Source organism: Burkholderia sp. MSMB617WGS (assembly GCF_001532025.2).
Taxonomy (GTDB): Bacteria; Pseudomonadota; Gammaproteobacteria; order Burkholderiales; family Burkholderiaceae; genus Burkholderia; species Burkholderia savannae.
Genome location: NZ_CP013457.1, coordinates 3,305,255 through 3,323,183, shown reverse-complemented (window position 1 = coordinate 3,323,183; position 17,929 = coordinate 3,305,255). Strand labels below are relative to the sequence as shown.

The 17,929-nt window shown below is 69.2% G+C and carries 19 protein-coding genes; 11 read left to right on the top strand and 8 right to left on the bottom strand.

Going from position 1 to position 17,929, the window contains the following annotated elements:
* The first annotated feature begins 19 nt into the window (after positions 1–19).
* The 5 genes from sucC to WT60_RS16375 all read left to right on the top strand — a co-directional run bounded on the left by sucC (position 20) and on the right by WT60_RS16375 (position 5,838).
* Positions 20–1,186, top strand: a complete 1,167-nt coding sequence (gene sucC / locus WT60_RS16395; RefSeq protein ID WP_038751706.1) for an ADP-forming succinate--CoA ligase subunit beta — start codon at positions 20–22, stop codon at positions 1,184–1,186.
* Between the two features lie 144 nt (positions 1,187–1,330).
* Positions 1,331–2,212 carry a succinate--CoA ligase subunit alpha gene (gene sucD / locus WT60_RS16390; RefSeq protein WP_038713009.1) on the top strand — a complete coding sequence of 294 codons (882 nt, stop codon included), beginning with the start codon at positions 1,331–1,333 and terminating at the stop codon, positions 2,210–2,212.
* Between the two features lie 140 nt (positions 2,213–2,352).
* On the top strand, positions 2,353–3,066 hold the full coding sequence (locus tag WT60_RS16385) for a TerC family protein (RefSeq protein ID WP_038751703.1): 714 nt from the start codon (positions 2,353–2,355) through the stop codon (positions 3,064–3,066).
* A gap of 198 nt (positions 3,067–3,264) precedes the next feature.
* Entirely contained in the window at positions 3,265–3,810 is a 546-nt protein-coding gene (gene pilA, locus WT60_RS16380; protein WP_081989928.1) for a type IV pilus assembly protein PilA, read from the top strand.
* A gap of 240 nt (positions 3,811–4,050) precedes the next feature.
* Complete coding sequence (locus WT60_RS16375) at positions 4,051–5,838, top strand: Wzy polymerase domain-containing protein (RefSeq protein WP_060356839.1); 1,788 nt, start codon at positions 4,051–4,053, stop codon at positions 5,836–5,838.
* A 168-nt stretch (positions 5,839–6,006) separates the two neighbouring features.
* Here WT60_RS16375 and WT60_RS33755 read toward each other — a convergent pair whose 3' ends face one another.
* Positions 6,007–6,225 (bottom strand): hypothetical protein, encoded by a 219-nt coding sequence (locus WT60_RS33755; protein WP_145986810.1) that lies wholly within the window; start codon positions 6,223–6,225, stop codon positions 6,007–6,009.
* 117 nt (positions 6,226–6,342) lie between these two features.
* Between WT60_RS33755 and WT60_RS16365 the strand changes: the two genes are divergently transcribed.
* On the top strand, positions 6,343–6,813 hold the full coding sequence (locus tag WT60_RS16365; protein ID WP_059647226.1) for a DUF2501 domain-containing protein: 471 nt from the start codon (positions 6,343–6,345) through the stop codon (positions 6,811–6,813).
* Positions 6,814–7,087: 274 nt separating this feature from the next.
* Positions 7,088–7,453 carry a TonB family protein gene (locus WT60_RS16360; protein ID WP_060356841.1) on the top strand — a complete coding sequence of 122 codons (366 nt, stop codon included), beginning with the start codon at positions 7,088–7,090 and terminating at the stop codon, positions 7,451–7,453.
* A 157-nt stretch (positions 7,454–7,610) separates the two neighbouring features.
* Here the strand turns inward: WT60_RS16360 and moaC are convergent, their stop codons facing one another.
* Positions 7,611–8,099: a cyclic pyranopterin monophosphate synthase MoaC gene (gene moaC, locus WT60_RS16355; protein ID WP_038751717.1), complete on the bottom strand. Its 489-nt coding sequence runs from the start codon at positions 8,097–8,099 to the stop codon at positions 7,611–7,613.
* Between the two features lie 230 nt (positions 8,100–8,329).
* Here moaC and WT60_RS16350 point away from each other — a divergent pair, with 230 nt between their 5' ends.
* Complete coding sequence (locus WT60_RS16350) at positions 8,330–10,048, top strand: M48 family metalloprotease (protein WP_060356842.1); 1,719 nt, start codon at positions 8,330–8,332, stop codon at positions 10,046–10,048.
* Between the two features lie 327 nt (positions 10,049–10,375).
* Here WT60_RS16350 and WT60_RS16340 read toward each other — a convergent pair whose 3' ends face one another.
* The 6 genes from WT60_RS16340 to WT60_RS16315 all read right to left on the bottom strand — a co-directional run bounded on the left by WT60_RS16340 (position 10,376) and on the right by WT60_RS16315 (position 14,947).
* Positions 10,376–10,972: a DUF2946 family protein gene (locus WT60_RS16340; protein WP_060356843.1), complete on the bottom strand. Its 597-nt coding sequence runs from the start codon at positions 10,970–10,972 to the stop codon at positions 10,376–10,378.
* Complete coding sequence (locus tag WT60_RS16335; RefSeq protein ID WP_038751684.1) at positions 10,965–11,999, bottom strand: hydrolase; 1,035 nt, start codon at positions 11,997–11,999, stop codon at positions 10,965–10,967. Before WT60_RS16335 ends, WT60_RS16340 begins: the two co-directional genes overlap by 8 nt.
* Before the next feature lie 19 nt (positions 12,000–12,018).
* Positions 12,019–12,465, bottom strand: a complete 447-nt coding sequence (locus tag WT60_RS16330; RefSeq protein ID WP_038751681.1) for a nuclear transport factor 2 family protein — start codon at positions 12,463–12,465, stop codon at positions 12,019–12,021.
* A gap of 131 nt (positions 12,466–12,596) precedes the next feature.
* Positions 12,597–13,637 carry a lipopolysaccharide heptosyltransferase II gene (gene waaF, locus WT60_RS16325; RefSeq protein WP_060356844.1) on the bottom strand — a complete coding sequence of 347 codons (1,041 nt, stop codon included), beginning with the start codon at positions 13,635–13,637 and terminating at the stop codon, positions 12,597–12,599.
* Positions 13,638–13,764: 127 nt separating this feature from the next.
* Positions 13,765–13,962, bottom strand: a complete 198-nt coding sequence (locus WT60_RS16320) for a zinc-finger domain-containing protein (RefSeq protein WP_004197553.1) — start codon at positions 13,960–13,962, stop codon at positions 13,765–13,767.
* A 61-nt stretch (positions 13,963–14,023) separates the two neighbouring features.
* Positions 14,024–14,947: a branched-chain amino acid transaminase gene (locus WT60_RS16315; protein WP_060821228.1), complete on the bottom strand. Its 924-nt coding sequence runs from the start codon at positions 14,945–14,947 to the stop codon at positions 14,024–14,026.
* A 224-nt stretch (positions 14,948–15,171) separates the two neighbouring features.
* Here WT60_RS16315 and WT60_RS16310 point away from each other — a divergent pair, with 224 nt between their 5' ends.
* The 3 genes from WT60_RS16310 to WT60_RS16300 all read left to right on the top strand — a co-directional run bounded on the left by WT60_RS16310 (position 15,172) and on the right by WT60_RS16300 (position 17,698).
* Positions 15,172–15,933 carry an AzlC family ABC transporter permease gene (locus WT60_RS16310; protein ID WP_038751675.1) on the top strand — a complete coding sequence of 254 codons (762 nt, stop codon included), beginning with the start codon at positions 15,172–15,174 and terminating at the stop codon, positions 15,931–15,933.
* On the top strand, positions 15,930–16,253 hold the full coding sequence (locus WT60_RS16305; RefSeq protein WP_038751672.1) for an AzlD domain-containing protein: 324 nt from the start codon (positions 15,930–15,932) through the stop codon (positions 16,251–16,253). The genes WT60_RS16310 and WT60_RS16305 overlap by 4 nt, the downstream gene beginning before the upstream one ends.
* 251 nt (positions 16,254–16,504) lie before the next feature.
* Positions 16,505–17,698, top strand: coding sequence for a phosphoglycerate kinase (locus WT60_RS16300; protein WP_060356845.1), 1,194 nt, complete (start codon positions 16,505–16,507; stop codon positions 17,696–17,698).
* Positions 17,699–17,929: the final 231 nt, after the last annotated feature.

Below are 17,929 nucleotides of genomic sequence, written 5' to 3'. Positions count from 1 at the left end.
CAGACTGAAGGAATCACGCATGAAGATTCACGAGTACCAGGGTAAGGAAATCCTGCGGAAATTCGGAGTCGCGGTACCGCGCGGCAAGCCGGCGTTCTCGGTGGACGAGGCCGTCAAGGTGGCGGAAGAGCTGGGCGGCCCGGTCTGGGTCGTCAAGGCCCAGATTCATGCGGGCGGCCGCGGCAAGGGCGGCGGCGTGAAGGTCGCGAAGTCGCTCGAGCAAGTGCGCGAGTACGCGAACCAGATCCTCGGCATGCAGCTGAAGACGCACCAGACCGGTCCGGAAGGCCAGAAGGTCAACCGTCTGCTGATCGAAGAAGGCGCGGACATCAAGAAGGAACTGTATGTCGGCATCGTGATCGACCGCGTGTCGCAGAAGGTCGTCGTGATGGCGTCGAGCGAAGGCGGCATGGACATCGAGGAAGTCGCGGAAAAGACGCCGGAAGCGATCCACAAGGTCGCCGTCGAGCCGTCGCTGGGCCTGCAGGACGCCGAAGCCGACGATCTCGCGAAGAAGATCGGCGTGCCGGACGCGTCGCTTGCGCAAGCGCGCGAAATCCTGAAGGGCCTGTACAAGTCGTTCTGGGAAACGGACGCGTCGCTCGCCGAAATCAACCCGCTCGTGCTGACGGGCGACGGCAAGGTGATCGCGCTCGACGCGAAGTTCAACTTCGATTCGAACGCGCTGTTCCGTCATCCGGAAATCGTCGCGTACCGCGATCTGGACGAGGAAGATCCGGCTGAAATCGAGGCGTCGAAGTTCGATCTCGCGTACATCTCGCTCGACGGCAACATCGGCTGCCTCGTGAACGGCGCGGGCCTCGCGATGGCGACGATGGACACGATCAAGCTGTTCGGCGGCGAGCCGGCTAACTTCCTCGACGTGGGCGGCGGCGCGACGACCGAGAAGGTCACCGAAGCGTTCAAGCTGATGCTGAAGAACCCGGGCCTGAAGGCGATCCTCGTGAACATCTTCGGCGGCATCATGCGCTGCGACGTGATCGCGGAAGGCGTGATCGCGGGCTCGAAGGCCGTGAACCTGAACGTGCCGCTCGTCGTGCGCATGAAGGGCACGAACGAAGACCTCGGCAAGAAGATGCTTGCGGAATCCGGCCTGCCGATCATCTCGGCGGACAGCATGGAAGAAGCGGCGCAGAAGGTCGTCGCCGCGGCTGCGGGCAAGTAACGAGCCGCCCGCACCTGGCGCCGCGCGCCAGGCCCCCAAGCGGGGCGGGAGGATTCGGGGCAGCCCGGCGTTTTCCCGAGCGCAACATTGAACACGCATGGCGGCGCGGTTTTCTCGCGACGCCGATCGAACAGAGGTCATTACATGTCGATTCTGATCAACAAAGACACGAAGGTCATCACGCAGGGCATCACCGGCAAGACCGGCCAGTTCCACACGCGCGCCTGCCGTGAATACGCAAACGGCCGCGAAGCGTTCGTCGCGGGCGTGAACCCGAAGAAGGCCGGCGAGGATTTCGAAGGCATTCCGATCTACGCGAGCGTCAAGGAAGCGAAGGAAGAAACCGGCGCGACCGTGTCGGTCATTTACGTTCCGCCGGCGGGCGCCGCGGCTGCGATCTGGGAAGCGGTCGAAGCCGATCTCGATCTCGCGATCTGCATCACGGAAGGCATCCCCGTGCGCGACATGATCGAAGTGAAGGACCGCATGCGCCGCGAAGGCCGCAAGACGCTGCTGCTCGGGCCGAACTGCCCGGGCACGATCACGCCGGACGAACTGAAGATCGGCATCATGCCGGGTCACATCCACCGCAAGGGCCGCATCGGCGTCGTGTCGCGTTCGGGCACGCTGACGTATGAAGCCGTGGCGCAGCTGACGGCACTGGGCCTCGGCCAGTCGTCGGCGGTCGGTATCGGCGGCGATCCGATCAACGGCCTGAAGCACATCGACGTGATGAAGATGTTCAACGACGATCCGGATACGGACGCGGTCGTGATGATCGGCGAAATCGGCGGTCCGGACGAAGCGAACGCCGCGCAGTGGATCAAGGACAACATGAAGAAGCCGGTCGTCGGCTTCATCGCGGGCGTCACGGCGCCTCCGGGCAAGCGCATGGGCCACGCCGGCGCGCTGATCTCGGGCGGCGCGGATACGGCCGAAGCGAAGCTGGAAATCATGGAAGCGTGCGGCATCACGGTTACGCGCAATCCGTCGGAGATGGGCCGCCTGCTGAAGGCAGCGCTGTAAGCATCGGTTTCATCGCCACGAAAAACGCCGGCTTAGCCGGCGTTTTTTGTTATGCTCGCGCAATCGTTCCGTAAGCCTTGCGCCGGGCCGCCCGGCGCGGGCGGAACGCATGCCGGCCCCACTTCCTTCGCTTCGCTCTCATGTTCGAATTCTTCGCCTCGCTCCATTGGGGCGCCGTCGCGCAAATCGTCGTCATCGACATCCTGCTCGGCGGCGACAACGCGGTCGTGATCGCGCTCGCCTGCCGCAACCTGCCCGCGCAACAGCGCGTGCGCGGCGTGCTGTGGGGGACGGCGGGCGCGATCGTGCTGCGCGTGGTGCTGATCGCGTTCGCGGTGCTGCTGCTCGACGTGCCGCTCCTGAAGTTCGCGGGCGGCGTGCTGCTGCTGTGGATCGGCGTGCGGCTGATGGCGCCCGCCGACGACGCGCACGACAGCATCAAGCCCGCCGACAGGCTGTGGGACGCGGTGAAGACGATCGTGATCGCCGACGCGGTGATGAGCCTCGACAACGTGATCGCGATCGCCGGCGCGGCCGAACAGGCGGACCCGGGCCACCGGATCGCGCTCGTGATCTTCGGCCTGCTCGTGAGCATTCCGATCATCGTCTGGGGCAGCACGCTCGTCCTCAAGCTGCTCGATCGCTTCCCGATCTTCATCACGCTCGGCGCGGCGCTGCTCGGCTGGATCGCCGGCGGCCTGATGGTCAACGATCCGGCGGGCGACCGCTGGCCGCTCCTCGACACGCCCGCCGCGATCTACGGCGCGAGCGTCGCGGGCGCGCTCTTCGTCGTGATCGCCGGCTACGCGCTGAAGAAGCGGCGCGCGGCATCGGGCGCGGCGGGCTCCCGCTGACCGACGCACGCGTTTCGCGGCGTCGGCCGTCCGGCCGACTGCCCGCGTCGCCGGCCGCTGGCTACGATCGACACGCCTGCCTCATCCGGCAGGCGTGTTTCGTTTTCGGAGCCTGTCATGAGCGAAGATCTTTCCGTTTTATCGTCGTTTTCGGCGCTTTCACTGCCGCGCGTGGGCGGCGTGCGCGCGCTGCGCCGGATGTGGCGCGCATCGAGGCTCGCGGCGGGGCGTGGCCGCGGCTTCACGTTGATCGAATTGATGATCGTGCTTGCGATCGTCGGTGTCGTCGCGGCGTACGCGATTCCCGCGTATCAGGATTACCTCGCGCGCAGCCGGGTCGGCGAGGGGCTCGCGCTCGCGGCGTCCGCGCGGCTCGCGGTCGCGGAGAACGCGGCGAGCGGCGGCGGTTTCGCGGGCGGCTACGTGTCGCCGCCGGGCACGCGCAACGTCGAATCGATTCGCGTCGACGACGACACCGGGCAGATCGTGGTCGCATTCACGACGCGCGTCGCGGCGGCGGGCGCGAATACGCTCGTGCTCGTGCCGTCGGCGCCGGACCGGGCGGACACGCCGACGGCGCGCGTCGCGCTGTCGAAGGGCGTCGTCCAGGCGGGCGCGATCACGTGGGAGTGCTTTGTCGACGGCAAGGCGTCGTCGTCGCTTCCCGCGCCGGGCGCCGGGCCGATGCCGACCGACGCGCCGACCCTGGCCGGCAAGCTCGCGCCGCCGGAGTGTCGCGCGTGAAGGGCGGCGGCGGGCGGCGGCGAAGCGCCGGAAGGGCACGGCGGGGTGCGTAGCGAGGGGACGGGGCGAGCGATGGGCGGGGGCCGCGCCGGACGTCGCGGGCATTGGCCGACAAACAGGCCATTGCCGCGGCACCGCATTGGTGCGTGACGCGATGACGAGGTGCGACCGGTGCTCCGGGCCCGCACAGCGGGAGGTTTTTTTTGTATAGTGCGCCGGTTGCTGACACCCGGTTCGCTCATGCCTTCCTCTTTTCTGCGTTCTTTGTCGCTGATCGCGCTTGCAGTCGCCCTGATCCTGCCGTATGCGGTCACGAATCACACGTATCCGATCCCGACCTTCTATTCCGAATTCGCCGCGTTCGCGCTGTATTGGGTGCTCGGCGCGACCGTCGTCCTGCTCGTGAAAGCCGAGCGCACCGCGCAGCCTTTCGCGGCGCCGTTGGCGCTCGTCGCGCCGCTCGGGTTCGGCGCGGTGCTGCTCGCGCAGGTCGCGCTGCTGCCGCTGCGTCAACCGTCGATGAACTGGCTCGCGGTGGGCTATTTGCTCGGCGCGCTCGTCGCGATGCAGTCGGGCTACGCGCTCGCGCGCGCGAACATGGCCGATATGGTCGCGCGGATGATCGCGGGCGCGACCATCGTCGGCGGCATCTTCGCCGTCGCCAGCCAGCTCGTGCAGCTGTTCCATCTGGAGCCGACGTTCTCGCCGTTCGTCGTGTCGTACGGCGTGAGCGTCGATCGCAGGCCGTACGGCAACATGGCGCAGGCGAATCACCTCGCGACCTACATCGCGTTCGCGCTCGCGGGGGCACTCTATCTCGTGCAGACGCGCCGAATGCCGGCGCTCGCGTGGGCGGCGCTGTCGGTGTTCCTGTCCGTCGGGCTCGCGCTCACCGTGTCGCGCGGGCCGTGGCTGCAGGTGGGCGTGATGGTCGTCGCCGGCTTCTGGATGGCATTCGCGCAGGGCCGGCGCGATCCGGCAGCAAGCCGGGCGCGCGCGTGGGCGATTCCGATCGTGCTCGGTGCGTTGTTCGTCGCGGTCAACGTCGCGGTGCGCTGGGTGAACGTGCACTACCACCTCGGCCTTGCCGAATCGGCCGCCGACCGCATGCGCGACGCCGGCCAGATCGCGCCGCGCCTCGCGCTCTGGAAATACGGCCTCACGATGTTCCGCGAGCATCCGCTGCTCGGCGTCGGCTGGGGCGAGTTCCCGATTCACCAGTTCGAGCTCGTGCGCAAGCTGGGCGGCGTCGAGATCGCGAACAACTCGCACGACATCTTCATCGATCTGCTCGCGAAGTCCGGCTTGCTCGGCATCGGCGTGCTGGTGGTCGCGCTCGTCGCGTGGTTCGTACGCGCGCTGCGCGTGCCGCACACGGAGAGCCGCGTGTTCGGCTTCGCGCTCGTCGGCATTCTGCTGATGCACGCGCTGGTCGAATATCCGCAGCAGTACACGTTCTTCCTGCTGCCCGTGATGTTCGTGATCGGCCTGCTCGAGACGAAGCCGCTGCGCGTGCTGCCGGGCCGCGCCGCGTTCGCGTTGTTCGCGGCGCTGTCCGTGGCGGGCCTCGTATCGCTGTATCCGGTGCTGCGCGATTACCAGCGCGCGGAAGTGCTGTACTACGGCACGAATCCGGCCGAGCAGTACCGCGAAAATCCGTCGTTCCTGTTCGGCGCATGGGGCGATTACGGCGCGGCGACGCTGCTCGCGATCTCGCGCGACAACCTGCCGGCGAAGCTCGCCGCGCACGAACGCGCGATCGCGCTGCTGCCGGGCGAAACCGTGCTGCGCCGCTACGCGGTGTTGCAGGCGCTCGACGGCCGTGAGGCCGACGCGCTCGACACGGTCGAGCGGCTGCGCGTGTTCGCGGAAGAACTGCACGACTGGCCGGTGCAGCTCGCCGCGCTGTACAAGCTGCTCGACGATCAGCCGTCGCTGAAGTCGTTCAAGGCGGCGCTCGTCGCGACGTACGGCACGCCTGCTTCGACCGTATCGGCAGACGATGAGGAAGACGACAGCGACGATTGATATCGAAGCGCTCGGCGCTTCGGGGCCGGAACCCGCCGCAGGCCGTGAAACCGCCGCTTCTTGCGGCGGTTTTTTATTGGACGGCGCGAAGACAGAGGGGCGCGATTGCGTGATGCAGCACCGGCAACGCGTGACGCGCGATGCGCGGCGGCGCGCTCCGCCGGCTCGTCACGCGCGCGAAACGGTGAGCGCCGCGGCGCCGATGCAGCGAATCGCATCGCGCGCGACGCATGAGCCGGCATCGCTTTGCCGACGTGCATCGTTGGAGTTGGCCACCGCCGCGAGAATTCGCGACGACGAGAAATCGGCGCGGCGGGCACCCCGAGAGACCGCGCGCAACACGCCAGTCATCCGCCGCGTGCGGGCGATGACGTCAAGCAGTGTCAAATCGCGCCGCATTCGTTCGCGACGAACCGGGATGAACGGATGCGCGCCGCGTCGTTCGGGTATCCTTTGGCGCGGTGTTCACCGACTGGAACGATTTCTTGCCCTGAGAGGAAGCCCATGAAAACGCGTACTCATCGTATTGCCGCTGCCGGCATCCTGGTTGCCAGCATCGTGTCATTGCCGACCGCGCACGCGCAGCTCGGCGATCTACTCAAGCAAGGCGGCGACGCCGGTAACGGCGCGGGCGGCATCGCCGGCGCGCTCGGCAATCTCGGCGGCGCGGGCGGAGCGGCATCGGCAGGCTCGCTGCTCACGCCCGGCAGTACCGGCAACGTCGCGGGCCTGTTGCAGTTCTGCATCAAGAACAACTATCTCGGCGACGGCGGCGCTTCGTCGGTGAAGGACGCGCTGATGAGCAAACTCGGCGGCGGCGTCACGTCGGACAGCAGCTACGCGAGCGGCGCGAACGGCATTCTCGACGCCGGCAACGGCCGCACGCTCGACCTGAGCGGCGGACAGAACTTCAAGCAGCAGTTGACGAAGCAGGTTTGCGACAAGGTGCTGTCGCAGGCGAAGTCGCTGTTGTAAGCGGGACGCCGGCGCCGCGCCGCCGGTGCGGACGACGGGCGATCGGCGTGCGGCTGATGCGCGGACCAAGCGCAATCGAAGCGCAATCGAAGCGCGCTGCGCATGCGATGCGCGTCGCGCCGGCGTGCGGCATGGCGCGCGTCGCCCGAAGTCGGGCGCCGGTGCGCAAGAAGAACGGAAAGCCAGAACAAGAATCGGGGTGCGCAATCGCACGGCGGTCGCCATGCGGGCGCCGTCGGTTCGCGCGACGGACGCTGCAGATTGACCAACGAACATGAAGACCAAGACGACGTACCTGACGCTTCCTCTTGCCGCATCGCTGCTCGCCGGCTGCGCGGCGCTCGCGCCGCGCGATGCGGCGAAGCTCGAATGCACGATGCCCGTCGCGGTGTATCCGGACAGCGCGAAGCCGCTCGAGCGCCGGGCGACCGTGCTCGTGCGCGCGATGATCACGGCATCGGGCAATGCGGAGAACGTCGCGGTGACGACGAGCAGCCGGAACGCGGCGGCGGATCGCGCGGCCGTCGACGCGATGTCGAAGGTCGAATGCACGCAGACGCCCGCGCGCGGCGGCGAACGGTATCCGTTTACGCTGACGCGGCCGTTCGTCTTCGAGCCGTCGGCGAAGACGGCTCGGTGATGCGGATCGCAAACGTCTGTGGGAAAGGCGGCGAGCGCGCGATATCGTTCCAACTCGAAGCCGCTGTCGGCCGCGACGCGCTCAACGAAGTTGCATGACCCACGCCGGGATTCGACGGTGCGTTGCTCATGTGCTTGCGCGGACGAGATCGATGGCGTCACGCACCCGCTTCGCCGGCCTTCCAATCCCCCGACTTCCCGCCGCGCTTTTCCGTCACGCTCACGTCGGTGATCGTCATTCCCCGGTCGACGGCCTTGCACATGTCGTAGACCGTCAGGAGCCCGACCTGCACCGCGGTCAGCGCTTCCATCTCGACGCCGGTGCGTCCGAGCGTCTCGACTTGCGCGGTGCAGCGCACGCCGGGCAGCGCGTCGTCGAATTCGAAGTCGACCGCGACGCGCGTCAGCGCGAGCGGGTGGCAGAGCGGAATCAGATCGGCCGTGCGCTTCGCGCCCTGGATCGCCGCGATCCGCGCGACGCCGAGCACGTCGCCTTTCTTCGCGCGTCCTTCGCGGATCAGCGCGAGCGTGTCGGGCAGCATCCGGATCGCGCCGCGCGCCACCGCGATGCGCTTGGTCTCCTGCTTGTCGCCGACATCGACCATGTGCGCGTGGCCGGCGGCGTCGAAGTGTGTGAATCCAGACATGTCTTGCTCCGTTAGAGGGCGCCTATCATAGCAGCGCGGCCTGTCGGCTGGCCCGGCCAATCCGACCGCCCCGACTGCCCCGATCGAACCGATCGAACCGATCGATCCAACCGCTTCCACCGATTCAACCGCTTCGACAGGCGCCGGCGTCGCGAGCATGGCGCCCGCGCGCCGTTACAATGACGCAGCTCCATCGAACAATTACGCCACGGCCGCTCAGATCCTTGCCCATGCGCGTCAAATCGTCGTTTGCCGTCTTGCTGTCCGTGGCGCTCGCCCTGCCGCCCGGCGGCCACGCGCAGCCGCGGGCCGATGCGCCGCCGCTCGAATCCGCGCCTGCCGCCGGCATCGTCGACGCCGCGCCGCTCGCGCGTGACGCGATCTCGACCGTGCCGTCGGGCATCGCGCCCGGCGTGTTCGGCACTTATGGCGGCGCGCAAAGCCGGCTCGCCGATCCGGCGTCGGGCACGCCCAGTTTGCGCGCGCCGCTTCGCTCGTTGCAACTGCCGGATCTCGGCGACGGCTCGGGCGGCTCGCTGACGCCGCAGGCGGAGCGCCGTCTCGGCGAGCGCGTGATGCGCGAAGTGCGGCGCGATCCCGACTATCTCGACGACTGGCTCGTGCGCGACTACCTGAATTCGGTCGCGGCGAAGCTGTCGGCGGCCGCCGCCGCGCAGTTCATCGGCGGCTACATGCCCGATTTCGATTTGTTCGCGATGCGCGATCCGCAGATCAACGCGTTCTCGCTGCCGGGCGGCTTCATCGGCATCAACAGCGGGCTCGTCGCGACGACGCAGACCGAATCCGAGCTCGCGTCGGTGATCGGCCACGAGATGGGGCACGTGCTGCAGCGGCACATCGCGCGGATGATCGGCGCAAGCGAGAAGAGCGGCTACGCGGCGCTCGCGACGATGCTGTTCGGCGTGCTCGCGGGCATTCTCGCGCGCAGCGGCGATCTCGGCAGTGCGATCGCGTTGGGCGGCCAGGCGTTCGCCGTCGACAGCCAACTGCGCTTTTCGCGCTCGGCCGAGCGCGAGGCGGACCGCGTCGGCTTTCAATTGCTCGCGGGCGCCGGCTACGATCCGTACGGGATGCCCGGCTTCTTCGAGCGGCTCGAGCGCGCGTCGTTGGGCGACGCGGGCGTGCCGGCGTACGCGCGCACGCACCCGCTGACGGGCGAGCGGATCGCCGACATGGACGATCGCGCGCGACGCGCGCCATACAAGCAGCCGCGTCAATCGCCGGAATACGGCTTCGTGCGCGCGCGCCTGCGGATGCTGCAGAACCGCTCGCCGACCGATTACGCGAACGAGGCGCGGCGGATGCGCGTGGAGCTCGACGACAGGATCGCGCCGAACGTCGCGGCGAACTGGTACGGGATCGCGCTCGGCGAGATGCTCGGCGGCCGCTACGACGACGCGGACCGCGCGCTCGCCGCGGCGCGCGACGTGTTCGCGCGCACGGCGGCCAGCGAGGGCGATTCGGCGCGCAATTCGCCGAGCCTCGACGTGCTCGCGGCCGAGATCGCGCGCCGAGCGGGCCGCACCGACGACGCGGTGCGGCTCGCCGCCGCCGCGCGCGAGCGCTGGCCGGGCTCGCACGCGGCGATCGCCGCGCACCTGCGGGCGCTGCTCGCCGCGCGCCGCTACGCGCAGGCGCAAACGCTCGCGCAGTCCGAGGCGAGCACCGATCCCGGCCAGCCGGACTGGTGGAGCTTTCTCGCGCAGGCGAGCCTGGGCAACGGCGACGCGGTCGCGCAGCGACGCGCGCTCGCGGAGAAGTTCGCGCTCGAAGGCGCATGGCCGTCGGCGATCCGGCAGCTGCGCGAGGCGCGCGACCTCAGGTCGGCGAGCTTCTACGAGCAGTCGATCATCAGCGCGCGGCTGCACGAGCTCGAGGCGCGCTACAAGGAAGAGCGGGAAGACGACAAGGACAACCGGCGCGGGTGACGCGCGGCGCGACGCCGCGATCGTCGCGGGCGACGTGCCGGCCCGCGCGGCTCGTCACGCTGCCGGCCGACGAATGTCCTGATGGAATCCGGACGAATCGAACGGCATGAACGGCATATGCGGCGCGAACGGCATGCGCGGCGTGAACGTCGCGAACGAAGCGGCCAAGCGCCGCGCGCGGTTCGCCTGCCGCTGACGCACATGCAGCGTGCGGCTGTCCGCGGCCCGCGTCAGCCGTCCGCCGTCCGCCGTCCGCGTCAGCCCACCCACGTCGCAGCCGCCCACGTCAGCCGCCCGCATCAGCCCACTCACGTCAGCCTGCCCGCGTCAGCCCTCCGGCCGTTCGGCCGCGCGCGTGGCCGGACTCGCGACGAACCGGAACCGCTGGGCGACGTCGTCGCGCCGGATCGGCTCGAGCGGCAGGTCGACGCCGCCGCCGAGATGCAACACGCCGTGCGCGCCGTCGTCGTCGAGGTCGGCGTGATCGGCGAAGAGCCCCAGATCGTGATCGTGCAGCGCGGCGACGCGCGGCGGCATCGACGCGTCGGCGAACAGCACGCCGCCCGCGTCGTCGAGCCACGCGCGCGCCGGCTCGAACGCGCGGCCCGTGTGGTCGGTGAGCGCGACGCGCGCCGGAGTGTCGCGATCCGCCGCGAGCCTGACGATCCACGGCGTGTACGCGAGCTCGACGTACACGCGCTGCGGCCCGTTCTGGAAGAACCATTGCCCTTCGTCGTCGCGCTCGTAGTTGCGGGCGATGAACTCGACGAGCGCCGGGTGCCGGACGGGCGAGCCGAGCGCGCCCGCCGCCTGCGCGGCGTCGTCGCGCATCCGCCAGCCGCCGCGACGGTCGAGCAGCAGCCATCCGGTGCAGTGCGGGACGTTCGGCCACTTGGCGAGCGCCTGTTTGACGATGTCATCCATGATCGGTGAACCGTGAGCAGAATTCGAAGACGCGCGCCGGGAGCCAGTCGATGCGCCCGGGGAACGGGCCCGTCATGAAGCCCGCGTGGCCGCCGTGCTCGGGCTGGTCGAGCACGACCGCGCGCGACACGTCGCGCGGGCCGGGCAGCGCCGACGCCGGCAGGAACGGATCGTTGCGCGCGTTGAGGATCAGCGTCGGCACGTCGATCGCCGCGAGGAGCGGGCGCGTCGTCGCCTGCGTCCAGTAGTCGTTCGCGTCGACGAAGCCGTGCAGCGGCGCGGTGACGATGTCGTCGAAGTCGTGCATCGTGCGCGCGGCGAGCATCGCGTCCTTGTCGAAGAGCCCGGGGTATTGCTCGAGCTTCAGGAGCGCCTTGAGCTTCAGCGTCTTCAGGAAGCTGCGCGTGTAGACCATCGAGAAGCCTTGCGACAGCGCGCGCCCGCCCGCGTGGACGTCGAGCGGCGCCGAGATCGCCGCGGCCGCCGCGACGAACGAGGCGCCGCCGCGCCGCTCGCCGAGCCAGCGCAGCAGCACGTTGCCGCCAAGCGACACGCCGACCGCGACGAGCGGCCCGCGGTGGCTTGTCGCGAGCCGTGCCAGTATCCAGTCGACTTCGGCGCTGTCGGCGAGGTGATAGAAGCGCGGCATCCGGTTCATCTCGCCGCTGCAGCTGCGGAAATGCGGGACGACGCCGTGCCAGCCGCGCGCGCGGGCGGCCGCCATCACCACGCGCGCGTAATGCGAATCGGAGCTGCCTTCGAGGCCGTGGAACAGCACGACGAGCGGCGCGTTCGGCTCGGGCGCGGCGCCCGCCGGATGCGCGAGCCAGTCGACATCGATGAAGTCGCCGTCCGGCGTGTCCCAGCGCTCGCGCCGGTACGGAATATCGGGACGGCGCGCGAGGAGCGCGGGGACGATCGTCTGCGCGTGGCTCGTCGGCAGCCAAAGCGGCGCGCGATAGAAGGACGAGGCTGCCGGGCGGGCGGTCTCGTCGGCAGCGGGAAGGGGGGGTAGCGCGGTGCTCATCGCTGCGAACGCCTCTCGCTCAGTGGAGCGGCCCCTGCGCGTGGCGGATCTTCGCGGCGAACTGGGCCGCCGTCTGCTCGGGGATCGGGCTCGCGTGGATGTGGGCGATCCGCCATTCGCCGCGCTCGTGGATCATCACGTAGGTCGTGAACACCATCTGCGGCTCGGCCGTGAGATCGGCCTGCTGGTGCGCTTCCGCGACCGTGTAGACGACGGTGCCGAGGCTGTCGTAGACGCGGATGTCGAGCGGCTCGATCGTCACGGGCTGCGTCGACATGCGCTCGCCGAACCCGCTTCGGATCTGCTCGAGGCCGTGCAGGTGCGTGCCGTCCGACCAGATGCAGCTGGCGAAGTCCTCGTCGATCCAGAGGACCATCAGCGCGTCGAGGTTGGCGTCGGCGACTGCCTGGTAGTACGCGTTCAGCGTGTCGGCGGCGGCTTCGAAGAGGCGGGCAAAACGTGGCATCGGGTCTATCTCTCGCGCGCGGCGCGCGCCGTTTCATCAAGGCGGCCCGTGCATCGGCAGGGCCGCCCGCTTAGCGGTGAGTCGGGTGCGGGGTGCGCGCCGCGCGACGGGCGGCCTTGCGGCCGCGGGCGTCAGCGCTGTCCGACGAGCATCCCGCGCAAATCGCCGAACACCTGCTCCGGGCTCAGCTCGCGCAGGCACTTCAGGTGGCCGAGCGGGCATTCGCGTTCGAAGCAGGGACTGCAATCGAGATGCAGCCATTGTACCTTTGCCAGCTCCGACAGCGGCGGGGTATGACGCGGATCGGTCGACCCGTAGAGCGCGACGAGCGGCCGGCGCAGCGCCGCCGCGACGTGCATCAGCCCGGAATCGTTCGTGACGACCGCGTTCGCCCGCGCGATCAGCGCGCACGCCTCGGTGAGCGACGTCTGGCCGCAGAGATTGCGCACGTTCGGCGCGCGCTCGGCGATCGCCTGCGCGGCGGCGGCGTCCTTCGGCGAGCCGAGCGCGACGATCTGCGTGTAGGGAAACGACTGGCTCACGCTTTGCGCGAGCGCGGCGAAATGCTCGGGCGGCCAGCGCTTCGCGGGGCCGTATTCGGCGCCCGGGCAGAACACGACGAGCGGCTTGCGCGTGTCGAGATTGAAGCGCGCGGATACGCGCGCCGTCTCGTTCAAGTCCGCTTCGAGCCTAGGCGGCGGCAGCGCGTTGAACGACTCGGGCAGCTTCGCGCCGGGCGCATATGCAAGCGTTGCGTAATGTTGGGCCATCGGCGGGCGCTCGTCGCGCGCCTTGCTCGGGTTTGCGTGGCGCACGTTGAGGAGCGCGTAGCGATGCTCGCCCGTGTAGCCGACCCGCAGCGGGATGCCCGCGAGCCACGGGATGAGCGCGGACTTCAGCGAGTTCGGCAGCACGTACGCGGCGTCGTAGCCGAGCTCGCGCAGATCGCTCGCGAGCTGCCAGCGGCGCAGCATCTGCAGCTTGCCGTGCGCGAGGTCGGTTGCATGGACATCGTGAATCTCGGGCATCCGCTCGAGCACGGGCGCGACCCACGCCGGGGCCACGGCGTCGATGACGATGCGGGGATGCAGCTTCCTCAGCAGCGCGAAAAGCGGCTGCGCCATCAATGCGTCACCGATCCAGTTCGGTGCGATAACCAACGCTCGACGCATCAGGGGGATTTCCGATGTCGTAATAAAGCGCGACGCTCATGCGCCGCGCTCGGGTTGCTGGGGAGGGGCGGCGGCGCGTGCCGGTCGGCCGGTGCGCGCCGCGTCGGGCGGTGAAACCGCCGCGCGCTCAATGGTGGCCGCGGAGGACTTCGCCGTCGCGCAGCTTGTAGCGTGTGCCGCAGTACGGGCAGCGCGCCTCGCCGTGCGAGACGTCGATGAACACGCGCGGATGCGCGCTCCAGCGCGGCATCGCCGGGTTCGGGCAGTAGGCGGGCAGATCCTTGGCCGTCAGTTCGATGAGCGGCATTTCCTTGATTTCACTCATGGGGCTTTCTCGTTATGGCGATGGCGAGGCGCGCGCGCCCGGCGACGGGCGCGCCGCGCGTTCAGATTTTGGTGAGCCAGTCCGCGTGCTTCGCGCTCTTGCCGTTCACGACGTCGAAGAACGCGCTTTGCAGCTTCTCGGTGATCGGGCCGCGCGCGCCGTTGCCGATCGTGCGGTTGTCGAGCTCGCGGATCGGCGTGACTTCGGCCGCGGTGCCGGTGAAGAACGCCTCGTCGGCCGTGTAGACTTCGTCGCGCGTGATGCGCTTCTCGATCACTTCGACGCCGGCTTCCTTCGCGAGCGTGATGACCGTGTCGCGCGTGATGCCGTCGAGGCACGACGCGAGATCGGGCGTGTACAGCTTGCCGCGGTTCACGAGGAAGAAGTTTTCGCCGGAGCCTTCGGACACGTAGCCGTCGACGTCGAGGAGGAGCGCCTCGTCGTAGCCGTCGGCCGTCGCTTCCTGGTTCGCGAGGATCGAGTTCACGTACCAGCCCGACGCCTTCGCGCGCACCATCGCCACGTTCACGTGATGGCGGGTGAACGACGACGTCTTCACGCGGATGCCCTTCGCGAGGCCTTCCTCGCCGAGGTACGCGCCCCACGGCCAGGCCGCGATCGCGACGTGGATCGTGTTGCCCTTCGCCGACACGCCGAGCTTCTCCGAGCCGATCCAGATGATCGGGCGCAGGTAGCACGACTCGAGCTTGTTCTCGCGGACGACGTCGCGCTGCGCGGCCTCGAGCGTTTCCTGGTCGAACGGCACGTCCATCTGGAAGATCTTCGCCGAGTTCAGCAGGCGCTTCGTGTGCTCCTTCAGGCGGAAGATCGCCGTGCCGCCGTCGGCCGTCTTGTATGCGCGCACGCCCTCGAAGACGCCCATGCCGTAGTGCAGCGTGTGGGTCAGCACGTGGATCTTGGCGTCGCGCCATTCGATCAGCTTGCCGTCCATCCAAATCTTGCCGTCGCGATCGGCCATTGACATAGGTCTTCTCCTAGTGGATGCGGGGATGCGCAGAAAGCGCGCGCGGCGGCTCGAAACGGCGGCGCGTCGCAAAGACGCTCATTTTAGCGTTTTTGTGCGGGCAACGGTCGGTACGGCGGGGTCCGGCGCTATAATCGACGCGCAACCTGCGTGAAAAAATAACGGGCGGCGGCGGCGCGACGCGCGCGAGCTGCCCGGCTTTTCGCCTTCGCGGCGCCTCCCCGATGCTCGCTCGCCTTTCCGCCACCGACCGCTTCGCCCTCGCCCAGGGTTTCCGCGATTTTTCCCCGACGCTGATGGCGATCCTGTCGTGGGGGCTCGTCACCGGCATCGCGATGAGCAAATCGGTGCTGTCGACGGGGCAGGCGGTCGGCATGTCGATTTTCGTCTACGCGGGCTCGTCGCAGCTCGCGGTGCTGCCGCTCTTCGCCGCGAAGCTGCCGGTCTGGACGATCCTCCTCACGGCCGCGATGGTCAACATGCGGTTCGTGATCTTCAGCGCGGGGCTCGCGCCCCATTTCTCGTACCTGCCGCTGTGGCGGCGCCTCGCGATCGGCTATTTCAACGGCGACGTGATTTATCTGCTGTTCCAGAAGCAGGGCTTCGCGACGGGCCAGGTGCCCGGCAAGGAAGCGTACTTCTGGGGCATGGCGCTCACGAGCTGGCTTGCGTGGCAGGCGTCGTCGCTCGTCGGCATCGCGCTCGCGAGCGCGTTTCCCGACAGCTGGGGGCTCGCGCTCGCCGGCACGCTCGCGCTGATCCCGATCATGGTGTCGGCGATCTCGAACCGATCGACGCTCGCGGCCGTCGCGGTCGCCGGCGTCGTGTCGCTCGTCGCGTTCGAGCTGCCGTACCGGCTCGCGCTGCCGCTCGCGGTGGTCGCGGCGCTCGCGGCGGGCAGCGTCGCCGACTGGTTCGTCGAGCGCGCCGACTGGCGGCGCATCCGCGCGGCCGGCCGCGCGACGCACACGGAGGACGCCGAATGAGCGACTGGCAGATCTGGCTCGCGATCGCGGGGATGACGCTCGTCACCGCGATCACGCGCGCGCTCTTTCTCGTCGGCGGCGAGCGCACCGTGCTGCCCGAGCGCGCGCAGCGCTCGCTGCGCTACGCGCCCGCCGCCGCGCTCGTCGCGGTTGTCCTGCCCGACGTGCTGGAGACGCCCGCGGGCCTCTCGTTCGCGCTGTCGAACCACGATTTCTATGCGGCGGCGGCCGGCCTCGCGTGGTTCCTGTGGCGGCGCAGCATGCTCGGCACGATCGTCGTCGGGATGCTCGTGTTCACCGCGCTGCGCATCCTGTTCTGACGTGCGCCGCCGCGCGCGCCGCGCCCGGCTCGAAGGCGCGACCCAACGGCGCACGTCGCCTCCGGATCGCAGCAATTCGCCGCCTCGCGGGGCAGCGCGCGGGGCGGATCGGCTAGAATGACCCCTTCCGGAATTTTTTCGCGCGCGCGCCGCGCGGGCCTTGCCGTGCGAAGCCGGCGGGCCGCGCCTGGCGCCGGCGAGGCAGCCCGCGCGCGTCGAATCGCTTTCCTTCATCAACCTTCATCAGTCCCATGAGCCAAGTAAAGCGTCTTACCGACCTGATCGCCGAAGGCAAGCTCTCCGGCAAACGCGTGTTCATCCGCGCCGATCTGAACGTGCCGCAGGACGATCACGGCAACATCACCGAAGACACGCGCATCCGCGCGTCGGTGCCCGCGATCCAGGCGGCGCTCGACGCGGGCGCGGCCGTGATGGTCACGTCGCACCTCGGCCGCCCGACGGAAGGCGAGTTCAAGCCCGAGGATTCGCTCGCGCCCGTCGCGAAGCGCCTGGCCGAGCTGCTCGGCCGCGACGTGCCGCTCGTCGCGAACTGGGTCGAGAACGGCGTCGAAGTCGCGCCGGGCCAGGTCGTGCTGCTCGAGAACTGCCGCGTGAACAAGGGCGAGAAGAAGAATTCGGACGAGCTCGCGCAGAAGATGGCGAAGCTCTGCGACGTCTACGTGAACGACGCGTTCGGCACCGCGCACCGCGCGGAAGCGACCACGCACGGCATCGCGAAGTACGCGGGCGTCGCGTGCGCGGGCCCGCTGCTCGCGGCCGAGCTCGACGCGCTCGGCAAGGCGCTCGGCAACCCGAAGCGCCCGCTGGTGGCGATCGTCGCCGGCTCGAAGGTGTCGACGAAGCTGACGATCCTGAAATCGCTCGCGGAGAAGGTCGATCAGCTGATCGTCGGCGGCGGCATCGCGAACACGTTCATGCTCGCGGCGGGCCTGCCGATCGGCAAGTCGCTCGCGGAGGCCGATCTCGTCGGCGAGGCGAAGGCGATCATCGACGAAGCGAGGAAGCGCGGCGCATCGGTGCCGATTCCGACCGACGTCGTCGTCGCGAAGGAGTTCTCGCCGACGGCCGCGGCCACGGTGAAGAAGGTGGCCGACATCGAGACGGACGACATGATCCTCGACATCGGGCCGGATACCGCGAAGGCGCTCGCCGGTCAGCTCGAGAAGGCGGGCACGATCGTCTGGAACGGCCCCGTCGGCGTGTTCGAGTTCGACCAGTTCGGCAACGGCACGAAGACGCTCGCCGACGCGATCGCGAACTCGGCCGCGTTCTCGATCGCGGGCGGCGGCGACACGCTCGCCGCGATCGCGAAGTACGGCATTCACGACAAGGTCAGCTACATCTCCACGGGCGGCGGCGCGTTCCTCGAATTCCTCGAGGGCAAGAAACTGCCCGCCGTCGAAGTGCTGGAAACGCGCGCGTAAGCGCGCAAGCCGGCGCGCCGCGCGCGCGTGTCTTTGTCGCGCGCGGCGCGCAGTGCTGACGGGCGGCGGGCCGCGCCCACCGGCGGGCACGCGCGTTGCGCGCCGTCGGCGCGGCGGCCCGGGTCGGGCCGCCCGACGCGGGCCCGCCGAACCCGAAACAACGATGCGGCGCCGGCCGTCAACGCCGGCGATCGCGGACAAAGCGACGCCGGGCGCATGCACCGGCGCGCG